General features: G+C 68.4%; 2 protein-coding genes (1 of these 2 running past the window's edge). Both read right to left on the minus strand.

The window, feature by feature from the left end; genetic code table 11:
* Positions 1-14,223, minus strand: a complete 14,223-nt coding sequence (locus H504_RS0131055; RefSeq protein ID WP_026425984.1) for a non-ribosomal peptide synthetase — start codon at positions 14,221-14,223, stop codon at positions 1-3.
* Positions 14,220-15,152, minus strand: the end of a protein-coding gene (locus tag H504_RS37915; protein WP_051386445.1) for a non-ribosomal peptide synthetase. It continues 8,340 nt past the right edge of the window; the window shows 933 of its 9,273 coding nt (coding positions 8,341-9,273); its start codon lies beyond the right edge, outside the window; it ends in the stop codon at positions 14,220-14,222. Before H504_RS37915 ends, H504_RS0131055 begins: the two co-directional genes overlap by 4 nt.

The raw sequence follows: 15,152 nt of genomic DNA on the forward strand, positions 1-15,152 counted from the left end.
TCAGAGGAGTTGACTGAGCAGGGCGCCCAGGGTCGGAAGCATGTGCGGGGACAGGATTTGGGCGTGTCTGCACGGGAAGTCGTGGGTGTAGATGGTGGTGGCGTGGGCGCGCCAGTCGTTGGCGGCGGGGGTGTGGGTGAAGCCGGGCTCGGGGATTTTGGCGTCAACGAGGATGACGGGGCCGGGGAAGTGGGGGTAGGTGGCGGTGGCGAGGAGTTGTTGGCTGGTCAGGTAGCTCTCGACGATGGCGGCGATGGTGGTGGGGGTGAACTGGGACATGATGTCGCCCCGGGAGTGGATGAGGGTGACGGCCGTGTCGAGGGTGGAGTCCTCCGGGGTCGGATAGTCCAAATCGGACAGTAGGCCGGTGATGGCGGTGGCGCGGTCGGTGGGGACCTCGTCGATTGTCGGGTCGAAGTGGCGGGAATCGAGGAGGGCGAGCAGGGACACCTCGTGGCCGCGGGAGTGGAGAGCGCAGGCGATGAGGTGGGCGACGTTGCCGCCGAAAGACCAGCCGACGAGGCGATAAGGGCCGGTTGGTTGGATGCGGGTGATCTCGGCGCAATAATGGTCGGCCAAAGCGTCGAGGGTGGGGAAAGCCCGCGAGGGGTCGCTGAGCAGCGGGGATTGCAGGCCGTAGAGGGGGATCTGGGCGGGCAGGTGGGCCTTGAGCGGGGCGAACTGCCAGGCCAGACCACTGGCGGGGTGGATGAAGAAGACCGGGGTTCCCGTACCGGGGCGTAGTTCGACGATGGGGGCGAGGGCAGCGGATTCCTCGGATCCCATTGGGCCGTCCAGGTGAGCGGCGAGTGCGGCGGGAGTGGGGGCGGTGAACAAGGCGGTGATGGGGACTGTGACGCCGGTGTGGGACTCGATGGCGGAGCTGAGGCGGACCAGCAGGAGTGAATGGCCGCCGAGGGCGAAGAAATCGTCGTCGGCGCCGATGGTGTCCAAGCCGAGGGTTTCCGCGAACAGGTCGCACAGCAAGCGTTCGCGGTCGGTCGATGGGTCGCGGCGCGCGGACATCGACGCGAAGTCGGGGGCCGGAAGGGCTCGGCGGTTGACTTTTCCGTTGTTGGTCAAGGGGAATGCGTCAAGGCCGACGAAGGCGGACGGGACCATGTATTCGGGGAGTCGGGCGACGGCGTGGGCGCGGAGCACGGCCGGGTCGATCGGAGGCGTGACGTAGCCGACCAGGCGGGAATCGCGGGCGACGACGACAGCGCGGGTCACACCATCCACATCGGACAGCACGGACTCGATCTCGCCCAGCTCGATGCGGAAACCGCGGACCTTGACCTGGTCGTCGACTCGGCTGAGGTATTCCAGGCCGTGTGCGGTTCGGCGGACGAGGTCTCCGGTGCGGTACAGGCGACCGGGGCCGTAGGGGTTGGCGATGAAACGGGACGCGGTCAGGTCGGGACGGTTGTGGTAGCCGCGCACGACACCGGCGCCCGCGATGTAGAGCTCGCCCGCGACGCCGTCGGGGACCAGGTTGAGGTGGTCGTCGAGGACATACACCTGGGTGGCCCGGATTGGGTGGCCGATTGTCACCTGGTCGGTGATCTCGGCGGCGGTGGACCAGACCGTGGTCTCGGTGGGGCCGTAGAGGTTGACGACGCGGCGGGCGCGGGTGGCCAGCGATCCGGCGAGCACGGCGGGCAGGGCCTCGCCGCCGACCAGGACGGTCGTGTCGCGCAGGGTCGCGCCGGTGTCGATGACGGCCTGCCACAACGACGGGGTCGCCTGGACGTAGTCGGTGACCAGGCAGGCGAGCAGGCGGGGGTCGAGGACTTCGTCGCGGGTGGCGATGCGGACGGTGACGCCCCGGGTGAGCGGGACCAGGAGTTCGAGCACGGCGATGTCGAACGACAGGGTGGTCACGGCGAGCAGGCGGTCGCCCGGCCCGAACCCGATCAGCGCGGCCATGGCCTCGGCGAAGTTCGCCACGGCGCCGTGCGGGATGACGACGCCCTTGGGGCGGCCGGTCGAGCCGGAGGTGTAGATCACGTAGGCCGGGCTGTCCATATCGGACACCAGCTCGGGTGCGTTGCCCTGCAGGTCATCCGCGAGGGCGATGGTGTCCCGGACCGGCGGCAGCGCGGCGCGGAGTGCCGCCGTGGTGATCAGGATGGCGGGCTCGGCGTCGGCGATCATGTACGCGAGGCGGTCGGTCGGGTAGTCCGGGTCGAGCGGGAGGTAGGCGGCGCCGGAACGCAGCACGGCGAGCATGGCGACGACCATGTCCACCGACCGGGGCAGGGCCAGCGCGACGATCCGCTCGGGGGCGGCGCCGCGACGGACCAGGTCACCGGCGAGCGCTTCGACGCGGCTCGCGAGTTCGGCGTAGCTGAGGGTGCCGTCGGCGGCTTCGACGGCGATGGCGTCGGGCGTGCGAGTGGCCTGTGCGGCAAATTGTTGGTGGATGGTAGTGGTGACCGGTTGGTCGACTGGGAAGGCAAGCGTGGCGTGGCGTTCGTCGGCGGACAACAGATCGATCGCGCTCACGCGGGTGTCCGGGGTGAGGGCTTCGACCAGGCGGACGAGGCGGGTGGCGAAGCCGGTCGCGGTGGCGCGGTCGAAGAGGTCGTCGGCGTACTCGACGGTGCCGGTGATGCCGTCGGGCAGCTCGGTGAAGGTGAAGGTCAGGTCGAACCGGGCGGTGGTCACCTCGGCGGCCTGCTCGGTGGTCGCGACGCCGGGGAGACCGAGGTCGCGGTCGTCGGCGTCGTGGAAGATGACCATGGTTTGGAACAGCGGGTGCCTGGCCATCGAGCGGGCCGGGTTCAAGATCTCCACCAGGCGCTCGAACGGCACGTCCTGATGCGCGTAGGCGGCCAGGTCGGTCTCCCTGACCCGGCGCAACAATTCGCTGAACGTCGGATCGCCGGAGACGTCGGTGCGCAGGACGAGGGTGTTCAGGAAGAAGCCGACCAGGTCGTCCAAGGCTTCGTCGGTGCGGCCCGCGATGGGGGAACCGAGCGGGATGTCGGTGCCCGCGCCGAGCCGGGAGAGCAGGGCGGCAACGGCGGCCTGGGTGGCCATGAACAGGGTCGCGCCGCTGGCACGGGCGGCGGCGCGCAGACCGCGTAGTGCCTCACTGCTGAGGTTGAACCGGACTTCACCGCCACGGTAGGACGCGACAGGAGGTCGTGGCCGGTCGGTCGGTAGCGCCAACTCCTCCGGCATCCCGTCGAGGGCCGCGCGCCAGTACGAGACCTGTGTCGACACGAGACTGTTAGCGCTGTCTTCGGAGCCGAGCAGTTGACGCTGCCAGAGCGTGTAGTCGGCGTAGTGGACCGGCAGTGGGGCCCATTGCGGTGCGGCTCCGGCGCGGCGGGCGGCGTAAGCGGTGCCGAGGTCACCGAGGAGCGGCGCGGTGGACCACTCGTCGGCGGCGATGTGGTGCACCAGCAGAACGATCACCGAGATGTCCGCCGACTCGCGGAACAGCCACGCCCGAACCGGGATCTCCCGGGACAGGTCGAAGGCGTACTCGGTGGCTTCCTGGACACCGTTACCCTCAACGACCTCGAACGGGACCTCGACGTCGGACCGCACGCGCTGGTATGGCACGCCGTCGTGGTCGGGGAAGACCGTGCGCAGGCTCTCGTGTCGGGCGATGACGTCGTTGAGCGCGGCCTTGAGGGCGTCCGGGTCGACATCACCGGTGAGCCGCGCGGTAAGGGGGATGTTGTAGGTCGAGCTGGGGCCTTCCATGCGGAACAGGAACCAGAGCCGCTGCTGCGCGAACGACAACGGCAGCCGCTCGGGCCGCTCGGCACGGTTTAGAGCGGGCCGGGCAACACCGGCGGCGGGCAGGCGGGACACGAGTCCGGCGACCGTGGGGGCCTCGAAGACATCTCGGATGGTGGGCGCGGTTCCCAAGACCGAGCGGATGCGGCTGACGAGCTTGGTCGCGAGCAGGGAGTGTCCGCCGAGGGCGAAGAAGTTGTCATCGAGGCCGACCGTGTCGCGGCTGAGGAGGTCGGCGAAGATGCCCGCGACGAGTTCTTCACGCGGGTTGCGGGGCACGCGCTTCTCCCCCGTATCCATGACCGGGTCCGGTAGGGCCTTGCGGTCGACCTTGCCGTTGGGGGTAGTCGGCAGCGTGTCCAACTCCACGAATGCGGACGGGACCATGTAGTCGGGCAGGGTGGTTCGCGCCCAGGCTGGTAGGTCGGACAGATTGCCGTCCGCGACGACGTAAGCGGCCAGGTAGGCGCTACCAGCGGGGACGGTGACAACGGCGGAGCGGACGCCAGGGTGGCTGAGCAGAGCCGCTTCGACCTCTTCGAGCTCCAGGCGCATACCGCGGATCTTGACCTGGTTGTCGGCCCGTCCGACGAAGTCCAGCGTGCCGTCGCCCGCCCATCGGACGAGGTCACCCGTGCGATAGAGGCGGGTACCGGGTGCGCCTAGGGGGTTGGCGACGAAACGGGACGCGGTCAGGTCGGGGCGGTTCACGTAGCCACGGCCGAGGAGGTAACCACCGACGTACAGCTCGCCCGCGACACCCGGCGGGACAGGATTAAGGGCTTCATCGAGCACATAGAGCTGTGTGTTGGGGTTGGGGCCACCGATGGAGGTGGCGATTCGATCGGCGCCCTCGCGGTAGACGATGTGGGAGACGCCGATGGTGGTCTCGGCAGGGCCGTAGCCGTGATACATCGTGGTGTTAAGAGCCTGGCGGAACCTGTCGAACAGCTCCGGGGTCAGGACCTCGCCGCCGCACCACACGTGCTTAAGACCCTGCAACGAGGCGGTACCCGCCGACAGCTCCAACAGCGCGTCCAGCATCGAGGAAGGCAGGTAGACGAAGGTGACGCCTTCACCGTCGATGAGGTCGAGCAGGTAACGCGGGTCGCGTTCGCCGCCGGGTTCCGCGATGACGACGCGCCCACCGGTGACCAGCGGCAGCAGGATCTCGTTGACGGAGATGTCGAACGAGAGAGGGGCCTTGAACAGGGACGCGTCGCCCTTGCCGAAGCCGAGCAGCCCGCTCTGCCAGACCAACCGCGCGCAGATGGCCTCATGCCGGATCATCGCGCCCTTAGGCGTACCGGTGGAGCCAGAGGTGAACATGACATACGCGAGTTGGGTCCCGTGCGTCGGCGCGGCCTCGGCGACGGGGTGACCGCCATAGCCCCAGCGCGTCAGGTCTACCGACACCGTTAGCTCTGACTCCGGCACGCCGCCTGGGCCGGTCACGGTCAACATGGCACCGGAATCGCGCAGCACGGTCTCACGGCGCGCGGTGGGCCACGTCGGGTCGAGCGGCACGAAGGCGCCACCCGCGCGAAGGATCGCCAGCAACGCGATGACCATCTCGGCGCCGCGCGGCAGCCCGATCGCCACCACGCGCTCCGAGTCCACTCCGCGTGCACGCAGCTCCGTGGCCAACTGGCCCACCAGGACGTCCAGTTCGCGGTAGGACAACCGGGTGGACCCGGAAACCAGCGCTGTCTCCTGCGGGTAGGTGCTGAACGTCGTTGCCAGCAACTCGGGCAGGGTACGGGTGATCTCGGGCTCGACGGTGTCGTTCCAAGAGTGGACGACCTGGACGCGTTCGTCGGCGGACAGCAGGTTGACGCGTCTGACGAGTTGACCGGGGTCGGTGCTGACGGCGGTAAGAAGGCGCACGAGCCGGGTAGCGATGTCTGCGACGGTTACCTCGTCGAACAGATCGGTGGCGTACTCGATGGAGCCGACCATGCCGGTTGGTGTGTCAGTGAAGCCGAAGGACAGGTCGAACTTGGCCGTAGTAGTGGGCAGGTCCTGTGCGGCGGTATCGGTGCCGGGGATGCCGAGGTCGCTGTCGTCGAGGCCGGTGTGGGTGACCATGACGTGGAACAACGGGTGCCTGGCCATCGAGCGGGCCGGGTTCAAGATCTCCACCAAGCGCTCGAACGGCACGTCCTGATGCGCGTATGCGGCGAGGTCGGCTTCCCGAACCCGGCGCAACAATTCACTGAACGTCGGGTCGCCGGAGACATCGGTACGCAGGACGAGGGTGTTGACGAAGAAGCCGACCAGGCGGTCCAGGTTCTCGTCGGTGCGGCCCGCGATCGGGGTGCCGAGCGGGATGTCGGTGCCCGCGCCGAGCCGAGTCAGCAGGGCGGCGACGGCGGCTTGGGCGATCATGAACGCGGTGACGCCCTCGCGGCGGGCGAGGTCCTTGAGCGCGGCGGCGACCGCCGGTTCCAGCGCGAAGCGGACATCGTCGCCCCGGTAGGACGCCACGGCGGGACGCGGGCGGTCGAGGGGCAGGGCGATCTCGTCGGGGACGCCGGCGAGGGTGTCGCGCCAGTAGGCGACCTGGCGGCCGACGAGGCTGTCCGGGTCGTCCTCGGAACCAAGCAGGTCACGCTGCCACAGGGTGTAGTCACCGTACTGAACCGGCAGGTTTGTCCATTGAGAACTAGCGCCGATTTTACGCGCAGCGTAGGCGATTCCCAGGTCGCCGAGCAGCGGCGCGGTGGACCACTCGTCGGCCGCGATGTGGTGCACCAGCAGAACGATCACCGAGATGTCCGCCGACTCGCGGAACAGCCAGGCGCGAACCGGGATCTCCCCCGAGAGGTCGAATGCGTATTCGGTCGCCTCCTGGACACCATTTCCCTCGACAACCTGGAACGGGACCTCCACATCAGTCAGAACGTCCTGGTATGGGACACCGTCGTGTTCCGGGAAGACCGTGCGGAGGCTTTCGTGGCGAGCGACAACATCGTTGAGCGCAGCGTGTAGAGCCTCGGGATCGACATGGCCGGTGAGGTGGGCGACAAAGGGGATGTTGTTGGTCGAGCTGGGGCCTTCCATGCGGAACAGGAACCAGAGCCGCTGCTGCGCGAACGACAACGGCAGCCGATCCGGCCGCTCGGCAATCACCAGTGCCGGGCGGGCGTCGCCGGTCGAATTCGCCAACGCGGCGATTCCGGCGACAGTGCGGGCGGTGAAGACGTCGCGGATCGCCAACTCAGCGCCGAGGGTGGCGCGAACGCGGGACACCAGGCGGGTCGCCAGCAGGGAGTGGCCGCCGATGGCGAAGAAGTCGTCGTCGGGTCCGACCTCGGGCAGGTCAAGCACTTCGGCGAACAGTGCCGCGACGATCTCCTCGGCCGGGGTTCGCGCCCGGCCGGAGCCTGCCGTAGCGCTGAAATCGGGCGCCGGGAGGGCTTTTCGGTCGACTTTTCCGGTCGGCAACGTCGGAAACTCTTCCAGCACAACAATCGCGGCGGGAACCATGTGCTCGGGGAGGGTCTTCCCGAGCCTGACACGCAGAGAAACCGGGTCGGCTTCGAAGCCCGGCGTGGAGATGACGTAAGCCACGAGCTGACTGTCGCGGGCGATCACGGTGGCTTGGGAAACCGTGTCATCGTCGGTCAGGGCGGATTCGACCTCGCCGGGCTCGATGCGGAAGCCGCGGACCTTGATCTGCTCGTCGACCCGGCCGAGGAATTCCACTTGGCCCTCGGCAGTCCAGCGGACCAGGTCGCCGGTGCGGTAAAGGCGGCCAGTCCCGGTGATGAAGTTCGGGATGAAGCGCGACGCGGTCAGGCCGGGCCGGTTGAGGTAGCCGCGCGCGACGCCGGGGCCGCCGAGGTACAGCTCACCCGGGACGCCGACCGGGGTGTTGCCCAGGGTGCGGTTGAGCACGTGCGCCTCGGTGTTCGCCACCGGCCCGCCGATGACGGGCTTGGCGCCGTCGATTCGAGCGAACACCGCGTCCACTGTGGTCTCCGTGGGGCCGTAGAAGTTGAACGCGGCGATCCCCGTCAGGCGGTCCCACAGGGCCGGTCCAATGGCCTCGCCGCCAGTGCCGATCAACGCGATCCCGGTGTCCAACAGACCTTCGTCGACGAGCTGCGCGAGGAGGGCCGGGGCGGCATCCAAGTAGCCGATCTTGTTCTCGCGGACGTAGGCGACCAGGTCGGTGGCGTCTGAGCGGACGAGGTGCAGCTCGTGGCCCGCGATCATCCACAGCAGACCCTCGATGGACGCGTCGAACGAGAAGGACGCCGTGTTGAGGACGCGCAGGCGTTCGCCGGGCATGACCGAGGCACGGTGTGAAGCAAGCAGATTGGCCAGGCCCCGGTGCTCGACAACGACACCTTTGGGCTTGCCGGTAGAACCCGAGGTGTAGAGGACATAGGCCGCGCTGAGAAGTGGTTTGGGGCAGCGTGAATCAGACGTGCCGATGGTGTCGAGAACGAGTTTCGGCTGGGCATCGGCGACCATGTGAGCGATGCGGTCTTCCGGATACGCCGGGTCCACAACGAGATACGCCGCACCCACCTTCCACGCGCCGATGATCGCCGCCACCAAGTCCACCGAGGACTTCATGGCGAGCCCGACGATGTCGCCGGACCCCACTCCCCCATCGGTCAAATACCCGGCGACGCCTGCAGCGAGGTCGTCGAGCTGGGCGAACGTCAATGACCCGCGCTCGTCAACCACCGCTGTAGTTGTGGGGGTCGCGGCAACCTGGTGCGCGAACACCTCTAGAACCGAATCGGGAACGTCGACTTCTAGTCCCCTGTGGATGATCGACTCGGCGAGCGTGACATCGCGGACCCGGCGGCTCGGGTCGGCGGCGAGTGCGTCGAGGACCCGCAGCAGGTCAGCGGCGAGGGTGGTCGCGGTGGCCCGGTCGACGACGTCCGGCCGGTACTCCAAGGAGAGCTCCAGCGTGCGACCGACCTCGGCGGTGAGCGTCACCGGGTAGTCGGTGGCGTCGGTGCCGGACACGCCGGTGACGCGCAGGCCCGCCGCGGCCTCGGCGGCGCCCAAGGCCTCGGTGTCGACCGGGTAGCTCTCGAACACGGTCAGTGTGTCGAACAGTTCGGTGAACCCGCTGCCACGACGGGTTTCGGCGAGGCTGAGGTGCTGGTGCTCGATGAGCGCGGACTGCTCGGCCTGCACCCTGCGGGCCGCCTCGGCAAGGCTTTCGCCCCGGTCGAGCCGAACGCGAACGGGTACGGTGTTGATGAACAGCCCGATCATCAACTCGACTCCGGGCAGGTCGGCGGGCCGCCCGGACACCGTCGCGCCGAACACCACGTCTTCCCGCCCGAGCCGCCGGGCCAGCACGAGCCCCCAGGCGAGCTGGACCGCCGTGTTCAGGGTGATTCCGAGCGCCCGAACCACATCGGCCAGATCCCGATTCCCGACTTCGACCCGCTCTGGCCGCACCGCCGTCGTGGCGATACCGGGTCCCGCGACGAGCGTCGGTTCCGCAAGACCCCGGAGCGCCCTGTCCCACGCTTCCCGCGCCGCATTCTTATCCTGTGTGGACAGCCAGCACAGGTAGTCGGTGAATGGTTTCGGCTTGGGGAGGTCGACTTCGCCGTAGAGCTGGAAGAGTTCCTGCCCGAGCAGTGGGGTCGACCACCCGTCGAGCAGGACGTGGTGATTCGTAATGACCAGCCGCCCCTCGGGATCGAACAGGAACCGGATCAGCGGCGCGGTGCCGAGGTCGAACCGGGTGTCGAGATCGCGGTCGGCATCACCGCCCACCCGCCACGGTGCCCGCACCGCGTCCGCCACAACCTGGACGAGTTCACCGTTGGGCCGAGCGCGGAAACCTACCCGGAGATTGGCATGCCTGGCCAACAACTCGTCCGCCGCCCGTCGCAGCCTGACCGGGTCAACTTCCCCCTCCAGCTCGAAAATCGTCTGTACCGTGTAGACATCCTGATCGCTGCTGTCCAAATTGGATAGATAGACCAGTCCTTCCTGCAACGGACTCAATGGCCAGATGTCCGCCGCACCGGTCGCCACGAGCGCGTCGACCTCGCCCTGGTCGAGATCGACCAACGGGAAGTCCGACGGCGTCCGCCCCCCGTCCGCCGCGCTCAGCTCGGCGAGCGCGGCAACCCAGTGATCGCTGATCGCCTTGATGTCCGCGTCGGTGAACACCCCGTCCGCCCACGTCCAGTCGAACACCACCCTGGCACCCACCGCCATGATGTCCACCTGCAACGCGTGGTCCAGCGGCATGTCCCCATCCGCACCACCCGCGATCCCGCCGCTACCGCCCTCCGCGAACCGCCCCAGGTAGTTCACCAACACCTGCGGCTTCCGCGTCAACAACGGCGCCGTGCCTTCGTTCAGGTGGCGGAGCAACCCAAACCCACTCCCCCGCCGCGGCGTCGCCCGCAACTCCTCCTTGACCCGCTTCAACGTCGCCACCGCGCCACCCGCAGGCGTCAACCGAACCGGGTACAGGCTGGTGAACCACCCCACCGTCCGGTGCAGATCCGCCCCCGGCACCAACTCCTCATCCCGCCCATGCCCCTCTCGAGCAATGAGCACACCCACCCGTGGACTCCACCGCGCAAGCGCCACCGTCAACCCGGCCAACAACACGTCGTCAACCTCGGCCCGGAACCGCGCCGGAACCCCCGTCAACAACTCCCCCACCGGCACCTCAACCCGCGCCCGCCCCGCCGACGCCACCGTGTCCCCGGCCGTCAACGCCCGAGCGCCGAGCAGCGGATCATCCCCCGCCAACACCCCCTCCCAATACCCCAGCTCCGCCGTCTCCTGCGCGGCCGCCACCAACCCCTGCGCCCACCGCCGAAACGACGTCCCCACCGGCTGCAACTCGTCCCCCCGCAGCCCGGCTTCCAAATCGGGCACCAGGACCCGCCAGGACACCCCATCAACCACAAAATGGTGCGCCACCACCACAAGAACCCCAGCCCAGCCCCCACCCAGTCCCGGGGGGCGTCCCTGGTCCAGTCTACCGGCACCACCCGACCGGGCAAAGAAGCCGACCGGAGCTGTGGACGACTGCGAAGGATGTGGATAACTCGTCGACAGGGTGCGATCCGGGCCGGCGGGGATCCAGGCGACGGCGAAGACGGAGCCGGTGTGGGGGTCCAGGGAGTCCAGCAGGCGGTTGACGACCGTGGTGGTGAGGTCGGGGTCCTCCGGGGCGGCTTGTGGGGTGGGTGGGGCTCCGGCGCGAGAGGCGTCAACGGTGGCGGGTCTGAGGCCCGCAGGTGCCACGTCCGGGGCGAAGTCGTCGAGGGCACTGGGGACATCGATGGTGGTGACCAGAGAAGCGGCATCGACGGCGTCGGCGATGGTGAGGCCGTCGGGGGTGAGGCGGGCGCGAAGGATGTCGTGGGTGTCGAGGAGGCGTTGGACGGCTTGGACCAGGCGGGGCTCGGTGAGGTCGGCGGGGGCGGGGATGACCTGCACCTGGGCGAAGCGGTTGATGGGACCGCCGGTGGCCAGGAGGTCGCGCATGATGGGGGTGAAGGGGACGAGGCCGGTGTCGGGAGTGTCGACGACGGTCGGCGCGGTGTCGGTGGTGGTGCGGGCCGCGAGGGCGGCGACGGTGCGTTGTTCGAAGACGTCGCGGGGGGTGAAACGCAGACCTGCGGCGCGGGCGCGGCTGACCAGTTGGATGGAGACGATGCTGTCGCCGCCGAGGGCGAAGAAGTCGTCGTCAACCGCAACGGGGACACCGAGAACGGCGGCGAAGAGGTCGACGAGGGTGGCCTCGACAGGGGTGCTGGGGCGGCGGCCCACGGAAATGGCGGAGACGGCGGGGGCGGGCAGGGCGCGGCGGTCGATCTTGCCGTTGGGGAGTTGGGGAAGCGAGTCGAGGACGACGATGGCGGCGGGGACCATGTGGTCGGGGAGCAGCGAAGCGGCGTGGGCGCGGGCATCGGCGGCGGTGGTGCCGACGACGTAGCCGATGAGGAGTCCATCGTGGACGGTGACGGCGGCGTGGGGGGCGATCTCGGCCAGCACGGATTCGATCTCGCCGAGTTCGACGCGGAAACCGCGGATCTTCACCTGGTCATCGGCGCGGCCGAGGAATTCCAAGGAGCCCGCGCTGTTCCAGCGAGCGAGGTCGCCGGTGCGGTACAACCGGCCGGGGCCGAAGGGATTCGCGACGAACCGGGACGACGTCAGCCCCGGCTGACCCCAATACCCGCGTGCCACACCAGGACCGCCGACATACAGCTCCCCCGCAACCCCGGGGCCAACCATGGCCAGCGTCGAGTCCAACACGTGGGCGGAGGAATTGGCGATGGGCCGACCGACAACCACATTCGGGCCGACAATGGGGGCGAACAAAGCATCCACAGTAGACTCAGTGGGTCCGTAGAAGTTGAACGCCGCCACCGAACTGTCGGCCAGAGTTCGCCACAAAGTGGGGCTGACGGCCTCGCCGCCGGTACCGACAACAGAGATCCCGGTGTCGAGCAGGCCCACCTCGACAAGCTGGGTCAACAGTGTCGGAGCGGCATCCACATACGCGATGTTGTTGGCGCGCACGTATTTCACGAGCGCTTCCGCATCGCGCATCAGATCGAGATCGGCGATGTGCAATGTGTGACCGGACAGCATCCACAGCAACGGGTCCATCGACGCGTCGAACGAGAACGACGCCGCGTGCAACACGGGACCTGGGCGCATCACTGACGACCGGTGGGAAGCCAGCAGGTTCACCAAGCCGGAATGCTCGACAACAACACCCTTGGGTCGACCGGTCGAGCCCGACGTGAAGATCATGTACGCCGCGCCATCCACCGCGACCGGGGTGAACGGGCTCGACATGTGGTCTTCGACGGCCGACAGCACCAGAACCGGCCGCGCGTCATCGAGCATCAGCCGGATGCGCGACTCGGGGTAGGCGGGATCAATCGGTAGGTGGATAGCGCCCGCCTTCCACACAGCCAACAACCCGACCACGGCATCAACCGACCGAGGCAGCATCGACGCGACGACCGACTCGCGCACCACGCCTTGCGCCTGCAGCCAACCTGCCAACTCGGACGACCGCGCGTCGAGTTCGGCGAAGGTCAGCGATCCAGCCGAATCGACAACAGCCATCCCGTCAAACGCTGCGATATCCAGCAAATCCCCAACGGGCACGGCAGAACCCGCAGAAACCCGAGCGAGGAATGCACGATCCACAGTGGACAGCAAATCGATCGATCGAATGGGTCGCGCCGAATCGTCGACGAAAGCCGTCAGCGCGGCCACGAGTCGATCGGCGAACCACTCGGCGGAGTCGATCACGTCGGGGCGGTGGTCGATCCACACCGTGAGCCCGTCGGACGCCTCGGCCGTCAGGGTCAGCGGGTAGTTGGTGTCATCCACCCCCTGAACGCCAACAACTCGCAACCCAGCCGCGGTTTCCGCCCGGCCGAGCGCGTCCGTGTCGACCGGGTAGCTCTCGAACACGGTGATCGTGTCGAACAGCTCGGGCAGGCCGGTGCGCCGCTGGACGCGGGACAGCCCGACGTACTGGTGGTCCATCACCCGGGTCTGTTCCGCCTGCACCCGACCGACCAGTGCGCACACCGTGTCCGCCGGTTCGATCCGGACCCGGACCGGCACCGTGTTGATGAACAACCCGATCATCGAGTCGACGCCGGGCAGGTCAGCGGGCCTGCCGGACACCGTCGCGCCGAACACGACATCGGACCGGCCGAGCCTGCGGGCGATCACCAGCCCCCACGCGGTCTGCAGCAGGGTGTTGACGGTGACGCGCAGGCTCCGGGCCAGGTCACCGAGCCGCCGCGCCAGCTCGGGGGTCACCTCGACCGGAACGCGCCGGGTCAGCGAACCGGAGTGGGCGGCACCGGCAGGGCCGACGAGAGTGGGTTCGGTGACGCCGTCGAGCGCGTCCGCCCAGACCTTCTCCCCCAGTTCACGGTCTTGCCGGGACAGCCAGACGAGGTAGTCGCGGAACGGCCGGACCCGGCGCAGACCGCCGGTGTCGCCGCGCGCGCCGTAGATCTCGAACAGCTCGCCGAGCAGCAGCGGCGTCGACCAGCCGTCCAGGATGATGTGGTGGTTGGTGACCAACAATCGGTGACGATTCGGGCCCACCCTGGCGAGCAGGAACCGGATCAGCGGCGGTTCGGCGAGATCGAACCGGGTGGCCCGGTCCCGCTCGACGATCGCGGGCCACTCGGCCTCGGTGGTGTCGATCTCGGTCCACGGCACGGCGACCCGGGCGGGCACCAACTGCACGGCTTCCTCGGCGGCGAAGCAGACCCGCAGGTTGGCGTGCCTGCGCAGCAACGCGGTCGCCGACTCGCGCATCAACTCGGCGTCCAGCGGCCCGTCGATGTCCAGTACCGTTTGGACGGTGTAAATGTCTACTTCGGACTCGTCGTAGCCCGCGAGGAACAGCAATCCTTCCTGCAGCGGCGACAACGGCCAGATGTCCTGCAACCCCGCCCGCGTCACCGGGTCCTCCACTTCGCTTCGAAACTGTCGATCCGGTCCTGCCCGAACCCGGTAACCAGCAGGTCGGACGGGGTCAGGCCACCCGCCCCCTCTTCGGCGGCGTGCTCGGCGATGGCGCGCAGGGCACCGCCGACGCAGGTGGCGAGGTCACGGACATCGCGTTCGGTGAAGACACCGTCGAGATACGTCCAGGCGATCCGCAGTTCCGCGCCAACCGCAGCAATGTCCACTTGCAACGGATACTCGGCAGGCAGATCCGCGTTGGCACCACCACCGATCCCGCCACCGGCGATGCGACCGAGGTAGTTGAACAGGACTTGACGGCGACCGGCGAGCGCGGGCCCCGTGCCCGGGTTGAGGTGCCGGAGCAGCCCGAACCCGATCCCAGTACCCGGCGTGGCCCGCAAACCCTCCTTGACCTGCTTGAGCGCCTTGCCCGCCGCCGGTCCCCCCGCCACCGCGTCAGCGATGTCGATACCCGCGACGTCGAGCCGAACCGGGTGCACGCTGGTGAACCAACCAACCGTGCGGTGCAAATCGGCCCCCGGCACAGCATCCTCATCGCGACCGTGCGACTCCAAGTCAACGGTGATGCTGGTGCGCGCCACGTTGCGATACCGCGCGGACCACCGAGCAACACCGAGCGCGAACCCAGTCAGCAACACGTCATCGACCTCAGCGTGGAACAACTCCGGAACCGCACGCAACAGCGGCTCGGCGACATCGGCGTCAACGACCGTGGTCACCCGACGCAGATCGGCCACGGTGTCACCGGACTCAAGCAGCCGATCCCCCAACACGGCCTCGTCCGCCGACACCACCGCGGTCCAATGCCCCAGCTCCCCGACGCGGTTCTCGGCAGCCTCCACCAGCCCACTCGCCCACCGCCGAAACGACGTCCCCACCGGCCGCAGCCCATCCCCCCGCAG

Source organism: Actinokineospora inagensis DSM 44258 (assembly GCF_000482865.1).
Lineage (GTDB): Bacteria > Actinomycetota > Actinomycetes > Mycobacteriales > Pseudonocardiaceae > Actinokineospora > Actinokineospora inagensis.